Consider the following 22,307-nt stretch of genomic DNA (forward strand, 5'->3'; position numbering starts at 1 on the left):
CCATGCGTTCGGTGCTGCTATCCATGCTGCTCGTACTGACTGCCTGCCAAAGCCAGCACGTGCTGGCACCGTTGCCTGCCTGGCAGAGCCCGCTGGGCCGTGAACAGGCCGAGCTGGGGCAGATCCGCGATCTGCGCAGTGGCGAGCGGCTGACTCCGGCGCAACTGGTCGAACGCCTGGCCGCGGCGCCCCGTGTGCTGGTCGGCGAGCAGCATGACAACCCGGATCACCACGCCCTGCAGCTGTGGTTGCTGCGTGCCCTGGAGCAGCAGCGGGCGCAAGGCAGCCTGCTGCTGGAGATGCTGACGCCCGGCCAGCAGGCCCTGGCCGACACGGCAGGGCAGCGGCTGCGCACGGGGCAGCCGGTCGCAGACCTGCCCAGGGCCCTGGCCTGGGACAAGGGCTGGGACTGGTCGCTGTACGGGCCGATCGTGGGCCATGCCTTGCGCCAGGACTATGGGCTGACGGCGGCGAATCTCGAGCGTGCCGAAATCATGGCCATCTATCGTGAACAGCCCGTTCTGCAGGGCCATGCGTCGACTGCCGCAACGGTGCGTGAGCCGCTGCTGGCGCAGATTCGCGAATCCCACTGCAACAAGCTGCCAGAGAGCCAGTTGCCGGCGATGCTCGCTGTACAGCAACAGCGTGACCGGCGCATGGCCGAACACCTGCTCACGGCGCCACCGCCGGCGATGCTGTTCGCTGGCGCCTTCCATGTGCGGCGTGACCTGGGCGTGCCGCTGCACCTCCGCGATCTGGGCGCGCCCGATAGCGCTCAGGTGCTGATCCTCGCCGAGGTGGGCAAGCCGGTGACGGCGGGGCAGGCGGACTATGTGTGGTACACCGCCGCCCTGCCGGACGAGGATCACTGCGCGCGGTTTCACTAGCGGCAAGGCTTGGAGCGACACGTTCGTGTAGGCGTTGCGACCTCGCAGCGAACTGGCGGCCGCGCCGCAGGCTCTGCTGGATGACCGCCAGCGCATCGCGCCGAGGTCGACGCTCCTACAGGTGAACCCTCTGACTCCCAACGAGCTCTTGCAGGCCAAGGAGCAAGACGGCCCTTACCAGCGAGCCCTTCGTAGGGTGGGTTAGGCACCTGGTGCGCGCGATTGCCGCCGCGCCGGGTGTGACAGCGGCTATCGCCTGGTGGGTTACGCGACGCGCCACGATGGCTGTGCTTGACACTGCTCTGCCTGGCGTTGCTCACCCACCCTACGTCCTAAAGCGACGCGCTACGGGATTCGACAATAAGCGCAGAATTGCCCGATTCGTGTAGGAGCCGCGACCTCGCGGCGAATCGTGGCCATACCGCGACTTCTGTGGGATGGCCGCCATCGCATCGCGCCGGGTCGACGCTCCTACGTGCGAACCTTGACTGCGAGCGGGCTCTTGCAGGCCAAGGGGCAAGACGGTTCCCACGAGCGAGTCCAGCGCGTTACGTTCGTTGGCCAACCCGGATTTCAGAACCCTTCCAGTACGATCTTGCCCTTGGCCGTGCCGCTTTCCAGCAGGGCGTGGGCGCGGCGCAGGTTGCTGGCGTTGATCGTGCCGTAGTGCTCGCCGAGGGTGGTTTTCAGGGTGCCGGCATCGACCAGGTCGGCGACCCGGTTGAGCAGGCGGTGCTGTTCGATCATGTCGGCGGTGGCGAACAGCGAGCGGGTGAACATCAGTTCCCAGTGCAGGGACAGGCTCTTGCGCTTGAGCTTCATCACGTCCAGCGGTTGCAGCGGATCGTCGATCAGTGCCAGGCGTCCTTGTGGTGCCAGGGCCTCGATCAGTTGATCGTAGTGCTGGTCGGTCTGGGTCAGGCTGGCCACGTGGGTTACCTGGGGGATGCCGATACGCTCGAGTTCTCCGACCAATGGCTGGCTGTGGTCGATGACGTGGTGGGCGCCGAGTTCGCGCACCCAGGCCTGGGTTTCCGGGCGCGAGGCGGTGCCGATCACCGTCAGTCCGGTGAGCTGCCGCGCCAACTGCACCAGCATCGAGCCGACGCCACCGGCCGCGCCGACGATCAGCAGGCTCTGGCCCTGATCGGCGTTGCCGTTGGCCACCTGCAGACGCTCGAACAGCAGCTCCCAGGCGGTGATCGAGGTCAGCGGCAGGGCCGCCGCTTCGGCGAACGGCAGGCTGCTCGGCTTGCGCCCGACGATACGCTCGTCCACCACATGCAGTTCGCTGTTGGCGCCGGCGCGGTCGAGGGCGCCGGCGTAGAACACCTCGTCGCCGGGCTGGAACAGGGTCACCTCGCTGCCGACAGCCTTGACCACGCCGGCGGCGTCCCAGCCGAGCACCTTGGCCTGGCCGGCTTCCGGCGCCACGTTGCGGCGGATCTTGGTGTCCACCGGGTTCACCGAAATGGCCCTGACCTCCACCAGCAGATCGCGCGGCCCCGGCGTCGGTGCCTCCAGCTGCACGTCCTGCAGGGCTTGGGGGTTATCGATGGGGAGCGACTGGTGATAGGCGATGGCTTTCATGGGAGTGTCCTGTCGGGTGACGGAAATGAACGCAGCTTGCGCCAATCCATTGCCAGGAAAAACAGGATGAAGGTAGAGTCTCTTTCAATATTTTTTTGAAGATCAGACGCCATGCTGCGTTTTGACGACCTGCAACTGTTCGTGCGTATCGCCCAGGAAGGCAGTCTGTCTGCCGCAGCGCGCCTGCTCGATATCTCGCCAGCGGTGGCCAGCGCCGGACTCAAACGGCTGGAGCGGCAGCTGCAGGCGCGGCTGTTTGTCCGCTCGACTCGCAGCCTGCGCCTGACCGGCGAGGGCGAAGCCTTTCTGCTGCATGCCCGGCAGGCATTGCAGAGCCTGGAGGCTGGGCGCCAGCAGTTGGCCGGGAGCAAATCCGCCATCAGCGGGCCGCTGCAGCTCTCGGTGCCGTCCGATTTCGGGCGCAATACCTTGCTGCCGTGGCTCGATACCTTCATGCAGGCGCATCCGCAGGTACAACTGCGGCTGCTGCTTGGCGACCGGGTTACCGATCTGTTTCGCGAGCCCGTGGATATCGCCCTGCGCTACGGCGCGCCGGAAGACTCGAGCCTGGTGGCGCTGCCTGTGGCACCCGACAATCGCCGGGTACTGTGCGCGGCGCCGGCCTATCTGCAGCGCCATGGCGAGCCGCAGCAGGTCAGTGACCTGCGCGAGCACAATTGTCTCATCTACATGCTCGGTGGCCGTGCCTACGAGCGTTGGCGCTTTCACGATGATGGCGGTGAGCACAGCCTGCAGGTCGCTGGCGACCGGCTCAGTGACGATGCCGATGTGGTGCGCCGCTGGGCGGTTGCAGGAGCGGGCGTGGTGTACAAGTCCTGGCTGGACGTGGCCGGCGATGTGCACGCCGGGCGCTTGAAGATCCTCTTGCCGCAGGTGCTGGGCGAGCCGACACCGCTCAATCTGATCTGCACCCACCGCGAGCAATTGAGCAAGCCGGTGCACCTGTTGCGCGACTTCGTCCACGCGCGCTGCGCCGAACTGCTGGAGCAGGCTCCTTGGGGAGCTAGGCTCTGTTGACGCTCCGGCGCGGTCGCGCTGAAGCGTCAACAGACCCTATACTGCGGCAATCCACCGCAGCACCTGACAAGCCACAGGCCCTAAAATCGCTGCCCATGAACCTGTCCCGCTCCGACCGCTCGTTGCTCGCCTGGGTGCTGTATTTCAGCGTCCTGTTCAGCGCGTTCGCCTGCAGCATCAGCCATGGGCAGATGACCGGGCTGCAGCTCAGCGGCATGGACGGTGGCTATTGCGCCCTCGACGCCAGCGGCGGCGCGGCCATGGCCATGGACGACGTCGACTCGGGCATGCCGATGCCCTCGACGGGGTCCGGCTGCCCCTTGTGTTCCACCTTCGCGGCCCTGGCGCTGGCAGCCTTCTTCGCCCTGCTCGGGCTGTTGCCGCGCCTTCGTTCGCTTCATCCACGCCCCGGCGCCGAGCCCGGCGGGGCCGTCCGCTATCTCTGGCCCTCGGCCAACCCCCGCGCCTCCCCCCTGATCGCCTGAAGCCTCGGACGAAGCGACAGCTTCGCCACCATTGCCTGTTGCGCGTATAGCGCCGCGGGTGATTCGCTCATGCACACGATCGGGCTCATGATGAAAAACTCGCCTCCATCCTTCTACAACCTGGCCTGGCGCTGGCATTTCTATGCCGGCCTGTTGGTCATTCCCTTCATGATCATGCTGTCGCTGACCGGCATCATCTACCTGTTCAAGCCGCAACTCGACCGACTGATGTACGCCGATCTGCTGCAGGTCGAGGCCACCGGCCAGCCGCTCACCGCCGATGAAATGATGAGCCGGGTGCAGGCGGTCTACCCCCAGGGCAGCGTCAGCCAGTACCTGCCGCCGGCGGATGTGGACCATAGCGCCCAGTTCGTCGTCGGCGTTGGCGAGCGCACCCGCAATGTATTCGTCGACCCCTACAGCGGCGCCATCCTCGGCACCCAGGATGCCCACGACAATCTGCAGGCGCTGGCCCGCGCGCTGCACGCCGACCTGCTGATCGGCACACCGGGAGACCGGCTGATCGAACTGGCCGCCGGCTGGGGCGTGGTGCTGGTGGTGTCCGGCCTGTATCTCTGGTGGCCACGGGGCAGCAACAAGGCGGGCGTGCTATGGCCGCGGCTGTCGGCCCGAGGCCGGCTGTTCTGGCGCGACCTGCATGCCGTCACCGGTTTCTGGGGGGCCTTGCTGCTGCTGTTCATGCTGCTGACCGGCATGACCTGGACGGGGTTCTGGGGCAAGCAGTTCGCCGGGGCCTGGAATCACTTTCCCGCGGCCATGTGGGACGAGGTGCCGACCTCGGATCGTCAGGCCGGCGAACTCAACCACAGCCACAAGCAAAGCGTGCCCTGGGCAGTGGAAAATACGCCGATGCCGGTGTCCGACCCCCACGCCGCGCATAACGGCGGTGCCATGCCGGCTTCCACGGCGAATCCGACGGTCAGCCTGCAGGCGGTGGTGGATATCGCCCGCGAGCGGGGCGTGCACCCGGGCTACAGCATCAGCTTCCCGACCACCCCGGAGGGCGTCTACAGCATCGCGCTGTTCGCCGACGATCCGCGCAACGATGCCACCCTGCATATCGACCAGTACAGCGGCGCCGTACTCGCCGACATACGCTGGCGCGATTACGGCCTGGTGGCGCGCACCGTGGAAAGCGGGGTGATGCTGCACATGGGCAAGCTCTACGGCCTGCCGCACCAGTTGTTCATCTTCGCCGTATGCCTGCTGATTCTGCTCAGCTCGATCAGCGGCCTGATCATGTGGTGGCGCCGCCGGCCCAGCGGCCGCCTCGGCGTGCCGCCGCTGCGTCACGACCTGCCACGCTGGAAGGTCGGCGTGGCGATCATGCTCGGCCTCGGTGTGGTGTTCCCTCTGGTGGGAGCTTCCTTGCTGCTGATCTGGGCCCTGGATTTTCTGCTGCTGTCGCGCCTTGCGACACGCCGGCTGGCTTGACCTTTCGTTGCCGTGCCCGCGGGTATGGCCCTGTATTCCATTCGATCCACGGAGAATCACCATGTCATTGAAGAAAATCGCTCTGAGCGCCGCGCTGCTCGCCGCCAGCCTGCTGGCCAATGCCCACGAGTACAGCGTCGGCGAGCTGCATATCGACCATCCCTGGTCGCGGGAGATGCCGCCGGTGGCGCCGACCGCCGCCGCCTATTTCGTGGTGCACAACAAGGGGGGCCAGGATGATCGCCTGCTGGCTGTCGATACGCCGGTGGCCGGCAAGGCGGAGATCCATGAGCACGCCCATGTCGGCGGGGTGATGAAGATGCAACGGGTACCGAACGTGGTGATTCCTGCCGGCGGCGAAGTGAGTTTCGCCCCCATGGGTTACCACGTGATGCTGTTCGACCTGAAGCAACAGGCCCGGGACGGCGAGCGCTTCCCCCTGACCCTGACCTTCGAGAAGGCCGGGCAGGTACGGGTCGAGGTGGCGGTACAGAAGGATGAGCCGGCCGCCGAAGGCGGGCACAAGCATCACTAGTGCGTCGGACGCTGAGTTCATGTGGGGCGGGTACGCCCGCTCCCACATGTGCCGCAGGTATTACTCGGGAATACGCAGCGTCTGCCCTGGATAGATCTTGTCCGGATGGGACAACAGCGGCTTGTTGGCCTCGAAGATCCTGTTGTACTGGTTGGCATTGCCGTATACCGCCAGGGAAATCGCGCTCAGGGTGTCACCCTTTTTCACCACGACGAAACGGGCAGCGGCAACCACCGGGCCGGAGACGCTGATCTGGTCATCCACACTGGCTACGCCAGCGATATTGCCCAAGGCCAACAGAATCTTCTCCTTCTCTTCCTGGCTGCTCACTTCGCCGGTCACGGTCACCTTGTCGCCATCCACGGCGGTCTGCACGTTCGGATTGCCCAGCCCCACCTTGGCCACATGCTCCTTCAATTGCTCGCTCGCGTTCGCGTTGTCCGGCGTCAGCAGATCGATCAGCTTCTCGCCTGCTTCCTTGACGAAACTAAAAATACTCATGGTGCGCGCTCCTTGTGGTTTGATTTCCTCATGCTCAAGACTAGACCAGTCCTGCGGAGGCGGGTTCAGGCCCGATCAAAGACCCGAACGCGCGAGTGTCGTATTGTCGGGCTCCCGTGGATACCGTCTTGATCCCAGGCCAGCAAGAGCCCGTTCGGAGTCAGGGTTCGCCTGTAGGAGCGTCGACCCCGGCGCGATGCGCGGGCGGCCATGCTGCAAGAACGCGCTATGGCCATGATTCGCCGCGAGGTCGCGGTTCCCACACGAATGTGGCAATGCTGCACGCTTATGGCTGAATCCCGTGGAGATACCGCACGACCGACATCTGATCTGTGTCGCGACACTAGAAGCCCCTATCTCTAGCGCTTGCCGGCTTATCTTATGCCAGCCGCGCGTCCAGGCTGTTCTGCGCCAGGCGCCGGGCCTGGTCTTCGCTCATGCCCAGGCCTTCGTACAGGGCGGCGAAGTTCTCGGTGACGTAGCCGCCGAAGTAGGCCGGGTCGTCCGAGTTGACCGTGACCTTCACGCCGCGCTCGAGCATGGCGAGGATGTTGTGCTGGCCCATGTGCTCGAACACGCAGAGCTTGGTGTTGGACAACGGGCACACGGTCAGCGGGATCTGTTCGTCGATGATGCGCTGCATCAGGCGCTCGTCCTCGAAGGCGCGCACGCCGTGGTCGATGCGTTCGATCTTGAGCAGGTCCAGGGCTTCCCAGATGTATGCGGGCGGGCCTTCCTCACCGGCATGGGCGACGGTCAGCAGGCCCTCGCTGCGGGCCTTGTCGAACACGCGCTGGAACAACCGTGGCGGAAAGCCCTGCTCGGAACTGTCCAGGCCCACGGCGATGAAGGCGTCGCGAAACGGCATGGCCTGTTCCAGGGTCTTGAAGGCCTGCTCTTCGGGCAGGTGACGCAGGAAGCTGAGGATCAGGCCATGGCTGATGCCCAGTTGTTTCTCGCCGTCGTCCAGCGCCTGCTTGATGCCACGCAGCACCACTTCGAAGGGGACGCCGCGGTCGGTGTGGGTCTGCGGGTCGAAGAAGGGTTCGGTGTGGACGACGTTCTGCGCCTTGCACTTGAGCAGGTAGGCCCAGGTCAGGTCATAGAAGTCCTGCTCGGTGCGCAGCACGTCGGCGCCCTGGTAGTAGAGGTCGAGGAATTCCTGCAGGTTGTTGAAGGCATAGGCGCCACGCAGGGCTTCCACGTCGCCCCAGGGCAGGGCGATGCCGTTGCGCTCGGCCAGGGCGAACAGCAGTTCGGGCTCCAGCGAACCCTCCAGGTGCAGGTGCAGTTCGGCCTTGGGCAGGGCATTGAGCCAGTCGTACATGGTGAAGTCTCGTTATCAGGCTTGGTCGTGGTGACAGTGTAACGCCTGCTCAAGCGCTGGGAGAGGCTTTAGCAGGCCGTTGAAAAACTACCTGCGTTGCCATCGCGGCGTTAAAAACAGGCTCGTGTGCGAGTCCAGGCTAGGCGCCCCCATCAAAATGCTCATTTACAACACGTAAACTCGCGTGCGAGCCCAGTCCGTTTTTCGCCTGTTTTTGCGGGGCCGCCATCGGTATTGCGCTGGCTGCCTCGCCAACGTTTTTCAACGGCCTGTTAGCCGCGACAACGGTAGCGATGGATCGCCGCCCGGCCCCTCCCACGCTTCAGGCCTCGCGTCGATAGGCATAGGTATCGGCGAAGCGCGACAGCAGGTACTCGGCGCTGGTCACCGGCGGGTACTTGGCCGGGTTGTCCGGGCTGGAACAGTTCGGCAGGCAGTCGATCAGGGTGTCCGGGTGCGGCTCGGCGAAGAACGGCATGGAGTAGCGGTCGACGCCCAGGGGGCTGATCACCCGGTGCGGCGTGGAGGTGTAACGGTCGTTGCTCCAGCGCGCCATCATGTCGCCGAGGTTGACCACGAAGCTGCCAGGGATCGGCGGTGCGTCGATCCACTGGCCGTGCACGTCGCGCACCTGCAGGCCGCCGGCCTGGTCCTGGTAGAGCAGGGTGACGCAGCCATAGTCGGTATGGGCGCCGGCGCCTTGCTGGGCGTCGCTGCTGGCGGTGTGCCGCGGCGGATAATGGATCAGGCGCAGCACGCTGATCGGCTCGACGAAACGCTGGTCGAAGAAGTCCCGCTCGATGCCCAGGGCGATGGTCATGGCGCGCAGCAGGGTCTTGGCCAGCTCGTGCATATCGGCGTAGTGGCGTTCCATCAGCTCGGCCCAGCCCTGCGGCCGCTCAGGGTGACGATTGGGGCCGCGCAGCGGCTTGCCGGCCAGTACCTCGGGATGATCGCCGGGCAGGTGCAGGCCCATGTCGAAGGTTTCCTTGAGGTCGCTGGGGCTGGCCGGGTCGAGCTGTTCGGTGGCGATGGCGCCGTAGCCGCGATGGTGGCTGCTGCGGGTGATATCGATCTTCAGCTTCTCTGCGCTCGGCAGGGCGAAGAAGGTTCGCGCCGCTTGCAGCAGGGCGTCGATGCGCTCGGCGCCGATGGGGTGGCCGACGATGTAGAAGAAGCCCCATTCGCGGCAGGCCTGGTCGATCTGCATGGCCACGGCGGGCCAGGCGCTTTCGTCGGCGCTGTACAGGGGGGCGATATCGATGATGGGCAATGTGTTCATAGAGGCTCCGGGTGGGGCGGTGCTGCGAGTCTTCTCGTACCCAGGGCAGCGGAAAAGAGCGCCTCCGGCAATGGGGAGCGCCCTTCTGATGCGGTTCTGCCGGTGGCCGGCAGGGACGGCATCGGTCATTGTGGGAGTCGTCTCTGCGTCTTCGACGCAGCGCTGTCGCGCAGCAAACAGGTCGATGCCGACCGGGTAGGATGGGTGCTAACCCATCAATTGCCGATGGGTTGGCACCTACGCGGCCCGACCCCTCCCACAGGTTATTGCCGGTTGATCACTTCGGCAGTTCGGCCTTCACGTTTTCCACGTAGTAGTTCATCGACGCCAGTTCGGCGTTGCTCGCCACCACGCCGGCGGCGATCTTCTCGTTGCCGCTCTGATCCTTGATCGGGCCGGTGAAGGGGTGGAATTCACCGCTGCGGATAGCGGCGATGAGCTGCTCGGCTTCGGCCTTGACCGGCGCCGGCACCACGTCGCTGATCGGCAGGTCCACGGTGTCTTCGGCCAGCCCGCCCCAGAAGTCCGCGGGCTGCCAGCTGCCGTCGATGACCGCCTGCGCCGATTTGATGTAGTGCGGGCCCCAGTCGTTGACGATGGAGGTGAGCACCGCCTTGGGGCCGAAGTGGGCCATGTCCGAGGCATAGCCGACGGCGTAGATGCCGCGGCGCTCGGCGGTCTGGATCGGCGCCGGGCTGTCGGTGTGCTGGAACATCACGTCCACGCCCTGGTCGATCAGCGCGTTGGCGGCGTCGGATTCCTTGCCCGGATCGAACCAGGAGTTGACCCACACCACCTTGATCTCGGTACCGGGGTTGTACTTGTCCAGCGCCAGCTGGATGGCGTTGATGTCACGGATCACTTCCGGGATGGGGAAGGAGGCGACATAGCCGACCTTCTTGGTCTTGGTCATCTTGGCGGCGAGGAAACCACCGACGTAGCGGCCCTCGTAGGAGCGCGACAGGTAGGTGCCGACATTCTTGTCCTGCTTGTAGCCGGTGGCGTGTTCGAAGGTCACCTTGGGAAACTGCTTGGCCACCTTGATCGTCGGGTTCATGTAGCCGAAGGAGGTGGTGAAGACCAGGTCGTAGCCACCCTTGGCCATGTTGCGGATCACCCGCTCGGCGTCGGCGCCCTCGGGCACGTTCTCGACATAGCTGGTGGTGACCTTGTCGCCGAGGGTCGCCATCAGTTGCTGGCGCCCTTGTTCATGCTGGTAGGTCCAGCCGTGGTCGCCGATGGGGCCGATATAGACGAAACCGACCTTGAGCGGGTCGGCGGCGCTGGCGCTCAGGCTGGCGCTGACGGCCATGGCGCAGAGCAGGGTTTTCAGCGGGCGTATTGGCATGAACGGGAAACTCCTTTTTATCGGTCGGTCAGGGCTGGGCGGTGACGGCGGCGTGGCGCCAGGCCGTCGCCCCGGGATGAGGCGGCGGCCCCGCGCTTTGCATGGCGAGAGCTCGAATGCAAAAAACTGACCAACAGGACAACAACACGGACGCGCGGCTTGCGCCGCGGATCGGCCATCGGCGGACCCTCGGCTGGTGCACGCGAGCCAGCCGACGCCTCGGCCTGGTGCATTGACGGAATCATTTGCCGCGCGGCGCAGTCGGAGCAGGATCAGAGCACTCCCTCAGTGGCAGGAATCGCCATGCGCCGCATCTTCGAACAGGAACGTTTTCTGCTGGTGGCCGTGTTGGCCGCGCTCGTCGCCCTGCCGCTGGAGCACTGGCTGCTGGCCCAGGGCCAGGGTGTGGCGCTGCTGGGCGCCGTGGCGCTGATCGCCGCCATCGTCTGCGCTTCGATGCGCGTGGCCCACCATGCCGAGCAACTCGCCGAGCGCGTGGGCGACCCCTACGGCACCATGATCCTCACCCTCTCGGCGGTGCTGGTGGAGGTGGTGATCCTGGCGATCATGATGAGCAACCAGGCATCGCCGACCCTGGTGCGCGACACCATCTATTCGGCGGTGATGCTCGACATCAACGGTATCCTTGGCCTGGCCGCGCTGATGGGTGGGCTCAAGCATGGCGAACAGTCCTACAACGACGATTCCGCGCGCAGTTACAGCGTGATGATCCTCACCGCCATGGGCATTTCCATGGTGGTGCCCGAGTTCATTCCCGAGTCGGACTGGAAGGTCTACTCGCTCTTCACCATCGGCGCCATGCTGGTGCTCTACGCGCTGTTCCTGCGCATGCAGGTCGGGCCGCACAGCTACTTCTTCAGCTACAACTACCCGGAGAAGAAGAGCCGCGGCGGCGAAGCCCGGGTGGCCAGCGCGGCGCCGGTCAACGTCGCCTGGTCGGTGGCCGTGCTGGTGTTCGGGGTGGTGGTCATCGGCGTGCTCGCCGAAGTGATGTCGCAGACCCTGGACGTCGGCCTCGAAGGCAGCGGCGCGCCGCCGGTGCTCACGGCCATCGTGGTGGCGGCGATTTCCGCCGCGCCGGAAATCCTCACCGCCTTGCGCGCGGCCCTGGCCAACCGCATGCAATCGGTGGTCAATATCGCCCTCGGCGCCTCGCTGTCGACGGTGATCCTCACCGTACCGGCGATGGAGGCCATGGCCCTGTACAGCGGCCAGCCGTTCCAGATGGCCATGACCCCGGTGCAGACGGTGATGGTGCTGATCACCCTGGTGGTCTGCGCGATCAACCTCAACGACGGTCAGACCAACGCCATCGAAGGCATGACCCATTTCGTGCTGTTCGCCACCTTCCTGATGCTGGCCATGCTCGGCCTGTAGCGGCGGTGGCGCCTGCCGCCTGCCGTTCGCTACCTGGCAGGCCTATGCCCTGAGCCAGGGGGCGCTGATCGCGGTATTCCCGTTCTTCGATCTGGCCGGGTGCGTGGCGCCGCTGTGGCCACTGAGATCGCAACAGCCGGGTCGCGGCTAAAGCCCCTCTCATCAAATATCAGGTAAACCGTTGATTTATATTATTTTAAAAAGCCAAGGAAGGGGCGGGCCGCGTAGGATGGGTGCCAACCCATCGGCAATTGATGGGTTTCACCCATCCTACGACCTGAATGGGGCATTCCTATAGCCGATGAACTGATGCCGCGACCAGGGATGGTCAATGCCCCGGCTGCCAGGGCTTGCCCAGCGACACCGGCGCATACAGGCGGGTCTTGAGGGCATCGCGCGACAGCAGCACCAGCACCACGATGGTGGCCACATAAGGCAGCATCGCCAGCAGGTTGGACGGCACCGCCAGGCCGACGCCCTGGGCCACCAGGTGGAGGATGCTGGCCAGGCCGAACAGCCAGGCGCCGAGCAGTACGCGGCCGACGCGCCAGCTGGCGAACACCACCAGGGCCAGGGCGATCCAGCCGCGTCCGGCGGTCATGTTCTCGGCCCACATCGGCGTGTAGGCCAGCGACAGGTAGCCGCCCGCCAGCCCGGCCATGGCGCCGCCGAACAGCACCGCCAGGGTGCGTACGCGCAAGACCGGCAGGCCCATGGCGCTGGCGGCGTCGGGGTTCTCCCCGACCGCCTGGATGATCAGGCCGATACGGCTTTTCAGCAGCACCCAGGCCACCAGCGCGAACAGGGCGAAGGACAGGTAGACCAGCACGTCCTGGGCGAACAGCATGCGGCCGATCAGGGGAATGTCAGCGAGCAGGGGCAGGGCGATGGGCTCGAAGCCGACCAGGGGCTTGCCGACCCAGGCCGCGCCGATGAACGACGACAGACCGACGCCGAAGATGGTCAGGGCCAGGCCGGTGGCCACCTGGTTGGCGTTGAAGCCCAGCGCCACCGCGGCGAACAGCAGTGCCAGCAGCATGCCGGCGGCCATGGCCAGCAGCACGCCGAGCCACAGGCTGCCGGTGGACAGGGCGACGATGAAGCCGATCACCGCGCCGAACAGCATCATGCCTTCCTGGCCGAGGTTGAGCACGCCGCTCTTCTCGCACACCAGCTCGCCCAGGGCCACCAGTAGCAGCGGCGTGCCGGTGCGCACCATGGCGTAGAAGATATTGGTCAGCAGGTCGATATCCATGAGCGTCAAGCCTCAAGCCGCAAGCGACAAGTAAAAAGCGAAGGGGTAAGGATCATGCGGCGGACTCCTGCTTGCGGCTTGTGGCTTGCAGCTTGAGGCTCCGCGCGAAGCGCGGCCGATAAAGGATCAACACATCGCAGGCCAGCAGGAAGAACAGCATCATCCCCTGGAACAGCTGGGTGATCGCCTGCGGCAGGTTCATGTTCATCTGCGCGTTCTCCCCGCCCAGGTAGAGCAACGCCATCAGCAGGCTGGCGGCTAGGATGCCGAGCGGGTTGAGGCGGCCGAGGAAGGCCACGGTGATCGCCGCATAGCCATAGCCGGGCGAGACCTGCGGCACCAACTGGCCGATCGGCCCGGCCACTTCGCCGACCCCGGCCAGGCCGGCCAGGGCGCCGCTCAGCAGCAGGGCGAACCAGACCAGGCGTTTCTCGCGAAAGCCGACGAAGCCGGCGGCGCGGCGGTCCAGGCCGAGCACCTTGATCTGGAAACCGAGAAAGCTGCGTTGCAACAGTACCCACACCGCCACCAGGGCCAGCAGCGCCAGGTACAGGCCGGCGTGCAGGCGGCCCTCTTCGTCCACCAGCGGCAGGCGGCTGGCATCGCCGAACATCGCCGACTCGGGGAAGTTGAAGCCGGCCGGGTCCTTCAGCGGGCCGTGGACGAAGAACAGCAGCAGGTTCAGGGCGATGTAGTTGAGCATGATGCTGGTGAGGATTTCGTTGGCATTGAAACGCGTGCGCAGCCAGGCCGTGATGCCGGCCCACGCCGCGCCGGCGGCGATGCCGGCGAGCACCACCCAGACCAGCGCCCAGCGGCTTTCCCAGTCGATCAGTTGCAGGGCCATGGCGCTACCGGCTAGCGCGCCGATCAGCAACTGGCCCTCGGCGCCGATGTTCCAGATGCGTGCCTGGTAGGCCACCGCCAGGCCCAGGGCGCAGAGCAGGATCGGCAGGGCCTTGACCAGCAATTCGGAAATGCCGTACCAGTCGCTGACCGGGGCGATCAGCAGGGTGTGCAAGGTTGCCAGCGGCGCATGGCCGAGGGCGAGAAACAGCAGCGAACCGCTGAGCAGGGTCAGGGCCGCGGCCAGCAGCGGCGACAACCAGAGCATGGCGCGCGATGGCTGGCCACGGGATTGCAGGGATAGCAGCATGAGAAGCTCCGGTCAGTGCGCTGCGCTGGCGGTCTGCGCGGGGTGGATGTCAGGCGAAGGTTCGAACTGGCCGGCCATCCAGCGGCCCACGTCGATGGGGGTTATCGCTGTGGTTTCGCGCAGCGGCGACAACCGGCCGCTGCACAGGGCGCCGATGCGGTCGCTGATCTGGAACAGCTCGTCGAGGTCTTCGGAGATCACCAGGATCGCCGCGCCGGCATCACGCAGGGCGATCAGCGCGCGGTGGATGGCCGCTGCCGCGCCGACGTCCACCCCCCAGGTCGGGTGCGCCGCCACCAGCAGTTTCGGTTGCTGCAGGATCTCGCGGCCGAGGATGAATTTCTGCAGGTTGCCGCCGGACAGGCTGCGCGCCGCCGTGGCGGCGCCCGGGGTTTTCACGGCGAAGCGCTGGATGATCGCCTCGGTCAGTTGCAGCACCCTGGCGCGTCTGATCAGGCCCTTGTTCAGCAGCCCCTGCTGAAAGGCGGTGAGCAGGGCGTTGTCGCTCAGGCTCATGTCCGGCACCGCGCCGTGGCCCAGGCGCTCGGCGGGGACGAAGGCCAGGCCGAGCCGGCGCCGGGCGTCCGGGTACAGGTTGGCCAGCGGCTGGCCGTCGAGGCTGATGCGTTCGCGTTCGCCACGGGGCAGGCGTGCTTCGCCACTGAGCAGTGCCAGCAACTCGTCCTGGCCGTTGCCGGCGACGCCGGCCAGGCCGACGATTTCGCCGCTGCGTACTTCCAGGCGCAGGTTGCTCAGGGAGGTGCCGAACGGGTCGGCGTTGCGCCAGCTCAGGTCGTCGACGCGCAAGCGCGTCCGTGCGCCGCTGACCTTCGGGTACTGGGCGTGCAGGCCTTCGGCGGCGCCGATCATCAGGCGCGCCAGTTGCAGGTCCGAACACTCGGCCGGCCGGCAGTGCCCCGACACCCGGCCCGCGCGCAGCACCGTGGCGCTGTGACAGAGCGCGCGCACTTCGCCGAGCTTGTGGCTGATGAACAGGATGCTGCAGCCCTCGGCGGCCAGGCGGCGCAGGGTAACGAACAACTCGTCGGCTTCCTGCGGGGTGAGCACCGAGGTCGGTTCGTCGAGGATCAGCAGCTTGATGTCCTGCATCAGGCAACGCACGATCTCCACCCGCTGGCGTTCGCCGATGGACAGGCCGTGCACCAGGCGCTGCGGCTCCAGGGGCATGCCGTAGCGCTGCGAGACCTCGCGGATGCGCGGTTCGAGCTGGTGTGGCGTACCGGCCTCACGGCCCATGGCCAGGGCGATGTTCTGCGCCACGCTGAGGGTTTCGAACAGCGAGAAGTGCTGGAACACCATGCCGATGCCCAGGCGGCGCGCCATGGCCGGATCGCGCATGCGCACGACCTGGCCCTGCCAGCGGATCTCGCCCTCGTCGGCCTGGGTGATGCCATAGATGATCTTCATCAGCGTGCTCTTGCCGGCGCCGTTCTCCCCGAGCAGGGCACGGATCTCGCCGGGTTCGATGCTCAGATCGACCCGGTCGTTGGCCAGGCAGCCGGGGTAGCGCTTGCTGATGCCGTGCAACTGCAGGCGTGGGGACGGGGAAGAGCTGGGCATGGGCACGACTCGCAATGAGGTGGCACTGCCTGTAGCAAAAACCTGGCCAGAGAGTCAGGAAGTGCGCGGGCAACGGTTGCCGAGCGGGCGCGGCGGATAAAGGCGAGGTATCTGCGTCGTTGTGGTGCGGGGGCGCACGCAATGGGGGCGCCTGGAACGCAGGGGCCTGTCGCCTCTCAAGCGCGGCTGCCGTCGCTCCCGGTGTGCTTGGCCGCGTCATCGATACGCCGCAGGCGACTCCTGCCGCGGCTGATATCCGCCAGCAGCCGTTGCAGTTCGGCGAAGCGCGCCTCGGGCACCGCCAGCCGCAGTTCGGCGCCGTGGGCGTCGAAGGTTTCTGCTTCCAGCACGGCGTCGAGCTCGCTCAGGCGGGCCTTGAACAGGGCCAGTTCGGCGAAGCCGCAATGGCCGGCGCAGGCCGTGCGCGCGACCTGCTCCTGACGTTCGCCGGCCTGCAGGCACTGGTTGGCGCTGCCGCCGTAGGCGCGGGCCAGGCCGCCGGTGCCGAGCTGGATGCCGCCGTACCAGCGGGTCACCACCACGGCGACCCGGTCGAAACCCTGGCCCTCGATGGCGGCGAGGATCGGCCGGCCGGCAGTGCCGCCCGGTTCGCCGTCGTCGCTGAAGCGGTACTGCTGGCCGATCTTCCAGGCCCAGCAGTTGTGCGATGCGCCGGGGTCGCTGGCCTGCTCGATGAAGGCCTGGGCCTGGGCCGCGCTGGACACGGCGCCGGCCCGGGCGAGAAAGCGGCTCTTGCGGATCTCCTCGCGATAGTCGCAAGGCGCGAGCAGGAGGAACGCCATCAACTGCTCGGCGTCAGCCCGCAGCCCTTGAGGATGATGCGGATCAGGTTGTCGGTGGCGGCCTGGAAGTCCTGCTTGGTCAGGCGCGAGCGGCCGGTGACCCGGCAGATCTGCGAACCGAAGTCGGCATAGTGCTGGGTGCTGCCCCAGAGCAGGAAGATCAGGTGCACCGGGTCCACCGGGTCGATCTTGCCGGCGGCGATCCAGCTCTCGAACACCGCGGCGCGACCGCGGAACCAGGTCAGGTAATCCTGGTTGAAATACTGCGACAGGTACTCGCCTCCGCCGATCACCTCCATGGCGAAGATGCGCGAGGCTTTCGGGTAGCGGCGGGAGAATTCCATCTTGGCGCGGATGTAGCGCTCCAGCGCCTCGGCCGGGTCGTCCTCGGCGGTCAGGCTGTTGAAGGTGCTGTCCCACAACTCGAGGATATTGCTCAGCACCGCCAGGTACAGGCCCAGCTTGTTGTTGAAGTAGTAGTGCAGGTTGGCCTTGGGCAGTCCCACCGTCTGCGCGATGGTGTTCATGCTGGTGCCTTTGAAGCCGTGGCGGGCGAACTGCTCTTCCGCGGCGGCGATGATCGCTTCTTCGTTCTTCTGCCGGATACGACCGGCCGGTTTGTCGGGAGTGGCGCGATGGGCAGGAACGTCAAAGGTCATCGAGGCGATTCCGGGCTGGTCATGGAGCGGTGCGGATGAACAGATACCCCACCGCCGGCGGAGTGACAAGCACTGGATGCAGAAAAAGTGCCGCCAGTGCTCACTCCGGCGGCGCAACCTGCCGGCGCGCCGATGCCGGAGGCCGCCGTGCTCAGGAAAAGGCCTGGACGATCCGCTCGCGCATGGCCGCGTCGGGCAGCCGGCCCTGGCCGGCCTTGAGGTTGTCGACCATGTAGCGCGGGTTGGAGGTGGCGGGAATCACCACGGTGACCGCCTCGTTGGCGAGGATGAACTTGAGCAGCAACTGCGCCCAGGAACTGGCGTCGATCTCGTTGGCCCATTCCGGCAGCGGCTTGCCGCGCACCCGGGCGAGCAGTTGCGAGCGCTGGAAGGGGCGGTTGATCAGGGTGGCGATGCCATTGTCGGCGCAGTAGGGCAACAGGCGCTGCTCGGCATTGCGCTCGCCCACCGAGTAGTTGAACTGGACGAAGTCGACCTTCTCCCTGGCCAGTACCTCGAGCAGATCGTCGTGGGCCGATTCGATGTAATGGGTGATGCCGATGTAGCGCACCTTGCCCTGCTCGCGCAGTTCGCGCAGCAAAGCCAGTTGCGTGGTGGTGTCCTGCAGATTGTGCACCTGTACCAGGTCCAGCTTGTCGGTCTGCAGGGCGGCGAGGCTGGCCTGGAACTGCGCCAGGCCACGCTCGCGGCCGGTGCTGGACAGCTTGGAGGCGAGAAACGCCTTGCCCTGGGTCCTGGTGCGCTTGAGCAGTTCGCCGGTGACGGCCTCTGCCGCGCCATAGCTGGGGGCGGTGTCGATCAGCCGCGCACCGCCGTTGATGAAGGCGCGCACCACCTCGTCCAGAGGCTTGAGGGCGGCGTTGTCCAGGCCGACGTTGAAGGTCTGCGAGGTACCCAGGCCGATCACCGGCAACTGTTCGCCACTGGTGGGAATGGCCCGTTGCAACAAGGGCGCGGGCGAGGCGGCGAAGGCTGTGGACGGCAGCCAGCGGGCGCTGGCGGCGAGGGTGATCAGGGCGGCACCGCCCTGGAGGAAATGGCGACGGCTGGGCATGTGTCCTCCGTGCATCTGCAGGGGTGGAAAGAGGGTCGGAAATCAATCTGACAGACTAGCTGTCCGACCCCCACTGCACCGCCGTCGCGACCGGGTCAGTTGTTACCTGTTGTGTCTCCTCACAGGGCGCTGCTCTCGCCACGGTGCGCCCAGCCCGTCAGGCGCTTCTCGAAGAAGGCGAACAGCTCGTACATCACCACGCCCATGGCGCCGATGACGATCAGCCCGGCGAACACCAGGGCCATGTCCATGGACGAGCTGGCGGCCATCATCAGGTAGCCGATGCCGAGGTTGGAGGCCACGGTCTCGGAGATCACCGAGCCGACGAAGGCCAGGGTGATGGCCACCTTCAGCGAGGCGAAGAAGTACGGCATGGCCCGCGGCAGGCCGACCTTGCGCAGGATGTCCAGGCGCGAGGCGCCGAGCGAGCGCAGCACGTCCTCCAGTTCCGGCTCCAGGGTGGCCAGGCCGGTGGCGACGTTGACCAGGATGGGGAAGAAGGAGATCAGGAAGGCGGTGAGGATCGCCGGCACCGTGCCGATGCCGAACCACACCACCAGCACCGGCACGAAGGCCACCTTGGGGATGCTGTTGAAGCCCACCAGCAGGGGATACAGCGCCTTGTACACCAGCGGCGACAGGCCCACCGCGATGCCCAGCAGCAGGCCCACGACCACGGCGATGGCGAAGCCGGCCAGGGTGGTGAACAGGGTCTGGGTGGCGTGCATGAGGATCGGTTCCCAGCGCGCCAGGCCGGCCTGCCACACCGCGCTCGGGGCGGGGAACAGGTATTCGGGCACCTTGAAGCCGGTGCAGATGGCTTCCCAGAGGATCAGCAGGAACAGGATGACCAGCCAGGGCGCCAGACGGATCAGTTGTTTTTCAGTGAGCATGGCAGTGGATCTCGTGGAGGTTCAGGACTCGCGGATACGCCCGATCTGTTCGCGCAGCAGGTGCACGTCGGCGGCGAAGGCTTCGCTGTAGGTGGCTTCCAGGGTGCGCGGGCGCGCCAGTTCGATGGGCTTGCGCAGCAGGATGCGCCCGGGGCGCTTGCTCATCACGTACACGGTGTCGGCGAGGAACACCGCTTCGCGCAGGTCGTGGGTCACCAGGATCACGGTGAACGGCTCGCTGCGCCACAGCTCCTGCAGCAGGCACCAGAGTTCCTCGCGGGTGAAGGCGTCGAGGGCGCCGAAGGGTTCGTCGAGCATCAGCAGGCGCGGTTTGTGGATCAGCGCGCGGCAGATCGAGGCGCGCTGCTGCATGCCGCCGGACAGCTCCCAGGGAAACTTGTCCTCGTAGCCGGCCAGGCCGACCCGCTCCAGCAGGTCGCGGGCCTGCTGCTCGTAGGCCTTGCGTTCGCGGCGCAGGTTGGAGCGGTACGGCTCGACGATCTCCAGCGGCAACATGACGTTCTGCAGGGTGGTGCGCCAGGGCAGCAGGTTGGAGGCCTGGAAGGCCATGCCGATGCATTTCTGCGGGCCGCCGATCTGGCGGCCGCCCAGGTAGACATAGCCGGCGCTGGGTTCGCGCAGGCCGGACACCAGCTTCATCAGCGTCGACTTGCCACAGCCGGACGGGCCGACCACGGCGACGAACTCGTTCTCGCGCACCGTGATGTCGATCTGCTCGATGGCCAGCGGCCCGCCTTCGTTGTAGGCCAGGCTGACGTTCTCAAATTTGACGAATTCCATGGAACACTCTCGGGCTGTGCTGCATCCCCGGCGCGGCAGGCGACGCCGGGGACGGCTTTCAGGGCAGTTGGCGATCCGCCGCGGCGGGCAGGTAGGCGGCGTCGAACAGGCTGTCCGCCGCGGGGGCGTTTTGCAGGCCATAGGCGCTGACGGCTTCCTCGATGGCGCGCTGCAGGCGCTCGGCCTTCACCGCGCCGAGGCCGATCTCGCGCACTTCGTCGGTGGCCACGTTGGCGTCCAGGGCCAACTGCAGGCGGCTCAGCTCCAGGTCGGCCTTGGCCAGGGGGTCCTGCTTGACCACGTAGGCCACGGCGCTGTCGGGATCGGCCAGGGTTTCCTGCAGGGCCTTGTTGAAGGCGCGCAGGAAACCTTTGACCAGTTCGGGTTTATCCTGCAGCAGCTTGTCGCTGGCGATGATGGCGTTGCCATACAGCTCCACGCCGTACTGCGGATACGGCAGGCTGACGATGTCCTCCGGCTTGACCCCGCGGGCCTGCAGGTTGAGCAGGCTGGTGAAGTAGAAACCGGTGATGGCGTCCACCTGGCCGCGGGCCAGCAGGGTCTCGCGGATCGCCGGGTCGACGCTCTGCCAGGTCACGTCGTCCGTTGCCAGGCCATTGTGCCGGGCGAAGGCTGGCCAGGCCTTGCGTCCGGCATCGAACACCGGCGCGGCGAGGGTCTTGCCCTTGAGGTCGGCGGGGCTGGCGATGCCCGAGGACTTCAGCGCGAACACCGCCGCCGGGGTGTTGTTGTAGACCATGTACACGGCCTTGAGCGGCGTCTGCGGGTTGCCCGCGCTGTATTCGATCAGGGCGTTGAAATCGGCGAAGCCGATGTCGTAGGCGCCGGTGGCGACCCGGGTGACCGCACCGGCCGAGCCATTGCCGGCGTCGATGCTCACCTCCAGGCCCTCTTCGGCGAAATAGCCTTTCTGCGCGGCCAGCAGGAACGGGGCGGAAGGGCCCTCGAAACGCCAGTCGAGGGTGAATTTGACGGGCGTCAGGGCGGCGGCCTGGGCGCTGCCCATCAGCCCGGCCAGGCCCAGGGCGCCAAGCCATTTGCCGGTGGCGGCGAGCAGGCGCCGTGGTGGGATGGATGCTGTCATCGAGGCTTCTCCGGCGCCGCGCGAGCGGCGCGTTTTCCTTGGCTTAGAAATGCACCTTGAGCATGGCGCTGGCGGTGTTCTGGTTGGTGCTGAAGGCCGAGCTGTCCTCGATGCCGAACTTGTTGCTCCAGTAGTCGTACTCGATACCGACGTAGACTTGCTGCTCACCCCAGTCCAGCGCCTTGCCCAGGTCGTACTTGATCTGCGGATTGATGTGCAGGTTCCTGGCCAGGTAATCGCCTCTGGCCTTGGAGCCGGCATCGTTGACCACCCAATCGATGTAGCCGTCGATGAGGATGTCCGACTTGCCCACGGGAATGGTGATGGCCCAGGTAGGCGTGATCTGCCACTGGCCGGACGGTTTGCCGGTGATGCCGTCGGGCTTGCGGTAATAGACGTTGATGCCCAGGCGGTCGAAACCGGGCACGTTCAGATCCACCGCCGGGCCCAGCAGGTAATTGCGATTGCGGTTCTCGCCGCGCTCGTAGGTGGCGCCGATCAGCACGTCCTGGATCGGGCCGAAGGACAGGTCGCTGCCGCTGATCTTGCCCAGCGACAGGCGCGGGCTGAACTCGCCGTAGTAGGTATGGCCGGCATTGCCGCTCTCGCCGTTGAACCACTTGTTGTCGACGAACAGGAAGATGTCGCCCCAGCTCCAGCCGCTGGCGTGCTCGAAGGTGACGGTCTGCTGGATCGGTTCCTCGACCTTGAAGTTCTTGCCATACAGGTACGACAGGCTGTTGTTCTGCCACAGCAGCGGGCTGTCGGCATACGCCTGGCTGGCCAGCAGAGCTGCGCCGGCCAGTACCAGGGACTGGGCTTTACGATTCATGTGGGCTCCTTTGGGCGTGCTTTTCTGGTTTTTTTCCTGTCCGTTCGGACAGGTGCCAGCCCAAGTGCAATTTTCTGTCCAGTTGATCAGATTCGTGAAAATAAATGTCTACGATTTTTTCGGTGATTGTCGAAAATGCCACCCACTCAATTGCATACGATCGTTAACTCGAAGTGATGACGGCAGGGCGCGCGGGCGACAGCGGGGTGGCAGATTCCCTGCAACTCCGATTTCGTGCTTCGAACTGGGGCCTGATGCACTGAATGGGGGCGCTGGCAACGTGCGCGGGCAGGGCGTCGAG

At 66.0% G+C, this 22,307-nt stretch carries 21 protein-coding genes; 6 read left to right on the forward strand and 15 right to left on the reverse strand.

Features of this window, described 5'->3' with window-relative positions:
* The first annotated feature begins 2 nt into the window (after window positions 1–2).
* Window positions 3–887: a ChaN family lipoprotein gene (locus DNK34_RS15505; RefSeq protein ID WP_131175854.1), complete on the forward strand. Its 885-nt coding sequence runs from the start codon at window positions 3–5 to the stop codon at window positions 885–887.
* A 573-nt stretch (window positions 888–1,460) separates the two neighbouring features.
* Here the strand turns inward: DNK34_RS15505 and DNK34_RS15510 are convergent.
* On the reverse strand, window positions 1,461–2,477 hold the full coding sequence (locus tag DNK34_RS15510; RefSeq protein ID WP_131175853.1) for a zinc-binding alcohol dehydrogenase family protein: 1,017 nt from the start codon (window positions 2,475–2,477) through the stop codon (window positions 1,461–1,463).
* A gap of 111 nt (window positions 2,478–2,588) precedes the next feature.
* Between DNK34_RS15510 and DNK34_RS15515 the strand changes: the two genes are divergently transcribed.
* The 4 genes from DNK34_RS15515 to DNK34_RS15530 all read left to right on the forward strand — a co-directional run bounded on the left by DNK34_RS15515 (window position 2,589) and on the right by DNK34_RS15530 (window position 5,990).
* Entirely contained in the window at window positions 2,589–3,515 is a 927-nt protein-coding gene (locus DNK34_RS15515) for a LysR family transcriptional regulator (protein WP_131175852.1), read from the forward strand.
* Between the two features lie 95 nt (window positions 3,516–3,610).
* Window positions 3,611–4,000, forward strand: a complete 390-nt coding sequence (locus DNK34_RS15520) for a DUF2946 domain-containing protein (RefSeq protein ID WP_131175851.1) — start codon at window positions 3,611–3,613, stop codon at window positions 3,998–4,000.
* A 90-nt stretch (window positions 4,001–4,090) separates the two neighbouring features.
* Window positions 4,091–5,455: a PepSY-associated TM helix domain-containing protein gene (locus tag DNK34_RS15525; protein WP_131175953.1), complete on the forward strand. Its 1,365-nt coding sequence runs from the start codon at window positions 4,091–4,093 to the stop codon at window positions 5,453–5,455.
* Window positions 5,456–5,516: 61 nt separating this feature from the next.
* Entirely contained in the window at window positions 5,517–5,990 is a 474-nt protein-coding gene (locus DNK34_RS15530) for a copper chaperone PCu(A)C (protein WP_131175850.1), read from the forward strand.
* Window positions 5,991–6,050: 60 nt separating this feature from the next.
* On the opposite strand, the gene lysM is transcribed toward DNK34_RS15530, so the two are convergent.
* The 4 genes from lysM to DNK34_RS15550 form a co-directional block, all read right to left on the reverse strand.
* Window positions 6,051–6,491 carry a peptidoglycan-binding protein LysM gene (gene lysM / locus DNK34_RS15535; protein WP_131175849.1) on the reverse strand — a complete coding sequence of 147 codons (441 nt, stop codon included), beginning with the start codon at window positions 6,489–6,491 and terminating at the stop codon, window positions 6,051–6,053.
* A 379-nt stretch (window positions 6,492–6,870) separates the two neighbouring features.
* Window positions 6,871–7,818, reverse strand: a complete 948-nt coding sequence (locus tag DNK34_RS15540; RefSeq protein ID WP_131175848.1) for an adenosine deaminase — start codon at window positions 7,816–7,818, stop codon at window positions 6,871–6,873.
* Window positions 7,819–8,140: 322 nt separating this feature from the next.
* On the reverse strand, window positions 8,141–9,100 hold the full coding sequence (locus tag DNK34_RS15545; protein ID WP_131175847.1) for a 2-oxoglutarate and iron-dependent oxygenase domain-containing protein: 960 nt from the start codon (window positions 9,098–9,100) through the stop codon (window positions 8,141–8,143).
* A 277-nt stretch (window positions 9,101–9,377) separates the two neighbouring features.
* Complete coding sequence (locus DNK34_RS15550) at window positions 9,378–10,448, reverse strand: BMP family ABC transporter substrate-binding protein (RefSeq protein ID WP_131175846.1); 1,071 nt, start codon at window positions 10,446–10,448, stop codon at window positions 9,378–9,380.
* A gap of 303 nt (window positions 10,449–10,751) precedes the next feature.
* Here DNK34_RS15550 and DNK34_RS15555 point away from each other — a divergent pair, with 303 nt between their 5' ends.
* Window positions 10,752–11,846: a calcium:cation antiporter gene (locus DNK34_RS15555; protein ID WP_131175845.1), complete on the forward strand. Its 1,095-nt coding sequence runs from the start codon at window positions 10,752–10,754 to the stop codon at window positions 11,844–11,846.
* 328 nt (window positions 11,847–12,174) lie between these two features.
* Here the strand turns inward: DNK34_RS15555 and DNK34_RS15560 are convergent, their stop codons facing one another.
* From DNK34_RS15560 to DNK34_RS15605, 10 genes are all read right to left on the reverse strand, one after another.
* The gene (locus DNK34_RS15560) at window positions 12,175–13,101 is read right to left on the reverse strand and encodes an ABC transporter permease (RefSeq protein ID WP_131175844.1); all 927 of its coding nucleotides are present in this window, start codon (window positions 13,099–13,101) and stop codon (window positions 12,175–12,177) included.
* 52 nt (window positions 13,102–13,153) lie between these two features.
* The gene (locus tag DNK34_RS15565; RefSeq protein WP_131175843.1) at window positions 13,154–14,257 is read right to left on the reverse strand and encodes an ABC transporter permease; all 1,104 of its coding nucleotides are present in this window, start codon (window positions 14,255–14,257) and stop codon (window positions 13,154–13,156) included.
* A gap of 12 nt (window positions 14,258–14,269) precedes the next feature.
* Entirely contained in the window at window positions 14,270–15,838 is a 1,569-nt protein-coding gene (locus DNK34_RS15570) for an ABC transporter ATP-binding protein (protein WP_131175842.1), read from the reverse strand.
* A gap of 176 nt (window positions 15,839–16,014) precedes the next feature.
* Complete coding sequence (locus DNK34_RS15575) at window positions 16,015–16,641, reverse strand: IMPACT family protein (RefSeq protein ID WP_131175841.1); 627 nt, start codon at window positions 16,639–16,641, stop codon at window positions 16,015–16,017.
* Window positions 16,641–17,300, reverse strand: a complete 660-nt coding sequence (locus DNK34_RS15580; protein WP_131175840.1) for a TetR/AcrR family transcriptional regulator — start codon at window positions 17,298–17,300, stop codon at window positions 16,641–16,643. Before DNK34_RS15580 ends, DNK34_RS15575 begins: the two co-directional genes overlap by 1 nt.
* Before the next feature lie 151 nt (window positions 17,301–17,451).
* Window positions 17,452–18,375, reverse strand: a complete 924-nt coding sequence (locus DNK34_RS15585) for an aldo/keto reductase (protein ID WP_131175839.1) — start codon at window positions 18,373–18,375, stop codon at window positions 17,452–17,454.
* A gap of 119 nt (window positions 18,376–18,494) precedes the next feature.
* On the reverse strand, window positions 18,495–19,268 hold the full coding sequence (locus DNK34_RS15590; protein WP_131175838.1) for an ABC transporter permease: 774 nt from the start codon (window positions 19,266–19,268) through the stop codon (window positions 18,495–18,497).
* Window positions 19,269–19,289: 21 nt separating this feature from the next.
* Window positions 19,290–20,069, reverse strand: a complete 780-nt coding sequence (locus DNK34_RS15595) for an ABC transporter ATP-binding protein (RefSeq protein WP_131175837.1) — start codon at window positions 20,067–20,069, stop codon at window positions 19,290–19,292.
* A 58-nt stretch (window positions 20,070–20,127) separates the two neighbouring features.
* Window positions 20,128–21,174, reverse strand: a complete 1,047-nt coding sequence (locus DNK34_RS15600; RefSeq protein WP_207401601.1) for an ABC transporter substrate-binding protein — start codon at window positions 21,172–21,174, stop codon at window positions 20,128–20,130.
* 43 nt (window positions 21,175–21,217) lie between these two features.
* Window positions 21,218–22,006: an outer membrane protein OmpK gene (locus tag DNK34_RS15605; RefSeq protein ID WP_131175836.1), complete on the reverse strand. Its 789-nt coding sequence runs from the start codon at window positions 22,004–22,006 to the stop codon at window positions 21,218–21,220.
* Window positions 22,007–22,307: the final 301 nt, after the last annotated feature.

The organism is Phytopseudomonas dryadis, assembly GCF_004327355.1.
Lineage (GTDB): Bacteria > Pseudomonadota > Gammaproteobacteria > Pseudomonadales > Pseudomonadaceae > Aquipseudomonas > Aquipseudomonas dryadis.

Excerpts from the sequence above, each read along its gene's own strand:
- DNK34_RS15585 (WP_131175839.1), bottom strand. The coding sequence starts at position 18,375 with ATGCCCAGCCGTCGCCATTTCCTCCAGGGCGGTGCCGCCCTGATCACC.
- DNK34_RS15515 (WP_131175852.1), top strand. The coding sequence starts at position 2,589 with ATGCTGCGTTTTGACGACCTGCAACTGTTCGTGCGTATCGCCCAGGAA.
- lysM (WP_131175849.1), bottom strand. The coding sequence starts at position 6,491 with ATGAGTATTTTTAGTTTCGTCAAGGAAGCAGGCGAGAAGCTGATCGAT.
- DNK34_RS15530 (WP_131175850.1), top strand. The coding sequence starts at position 5,517 with ATGTCATTGAAGAAAATCGCTCTGAGCGCCGCGCTGCTCGCCGCCAGC.
- DNK34_RS15605 (WP_131175836.1), bottom strand. The coding sequence starts at position 22,006 with ATGAATCGTAAAGCCCAGTCCCTGGTACTGGCCGGCGCAGCTCTGCTG.
- DNK34_RS15575 (WP_131175841.1), bottom strand. The coding sequence starts at position 16,641 with ATGGCGTTCCTCCTGCTCGCGCCTTGCGACTATCGCGAGGAGATCCGC.
- DNK34_RS15560 (WP_131175844.1), bottom strand. The coding sequence starts at position 13,101 with ATGGATATCGACCTGCTGACCAATATCTTCTACGCCATGGTGCGCACC.
- DNK34_RS15510 (WP_131175853.1), bottom strand. The coding sequence starts at position 2,477 with ATGAAAGCCATCGCCTATCACCAGTCGCTCCCCATCGATAACCCCCAA.
- DNK34_RS15550 (WP_131175846.1), bottom strand. The coding sequence starts at position 10,448 with ATGCCAATACGCCCGCTGAAAACCCTGCTCTGCGCCATGGCCGTCAGC.
- DNK34_RS15505 (WP_131175854.1), top strand. The coding sequence starts at position 3 with ATGCGTTCGGTGCTGCTATCCATGCTGCTCGTACTGACTGCCTGCCAA.
- DNK34_RS15565 (WP_131175843.1), bottom strand. The coding sequence starts at position 14,257 with ATGCTGCTATCCCTGCAATCCCGTGGCCAGCCATCGCGCGCCATGCTC.
- DNK34_RS15570 (WP_131175842.1), bottom strand. The coding sequence starts at position 15,838 with ATGCCCAGCTCTTCCCCGTCCCCACGCCTGCAGTTGCACGGCATCAGC.
- DNK34_RS15595 (WP_131175837.1), bottom strand. The coding sequence starts at position 20,069 with ATGGAATTCGTCAAATTTGAGAACGTCAGCCTGGCCTACAACGAAGGC.
- DNK34_RS15540 (WP_131175848.1), bottom strand. The coding sequence starts at position 7,818 with ATGTACGACTGGCTCAATGCCCTGCCCAAGGCCGAACTGCACCTGCAC.
- DNK34_RS15520 (WP_131175851.1), top strand. The coding sequence starts at position 3,611 with ATGAACCTGTCCCGCTCCGACCGCTCGTTGCTCGCCTGGGTGCTGTAT.
- DNK34_RS15590 (WP_131175838.1), bottom strand. The coding sequence starts at position 19,268 with ATGCTCACTGAAAAACAACTGATCCGTCTGGCGCCCTGGCTGGTCATC.
- DNK34_RS15525 (WP_131175953.1), top strand. The coding sequence starts at position 4,091 with ATGAAAAACTCGCCTCCATCCTTCTACAACCTGGCCTGGCGCTGGCAT.
- DNK34_RS15580 (WP_131175840.1), bottom strand. The coding sequence starts at position 17,300 with ATGACCTTTGACGTTCCTGCCCATCGCGCCACTCCCGACAAACCGGCC.
- DNK34_RS15600 (WP_207401601.1), bottom strand. The coding sequence starts at position 21,174 with ATGACAGCATCCATCCCACCACGGCGCCTGCTCGCCGCCACCGGCAAA.
- DNK34_RS15555 (WP_131175845.1), top strand. The coding sequence starts at position 10,752 with ATGCGCCGCATCTTCGAACAGGAACGTTTTCTGCTGGTGGCCGTGTTG.
- DNK34_RS15545 (WP_131175847.1), bottom strand. The coding sequence starts at position 9,100 with ATGAACACATTGCCCATCATCGATATCGCCCCCCTGTACAGCGCCGAC.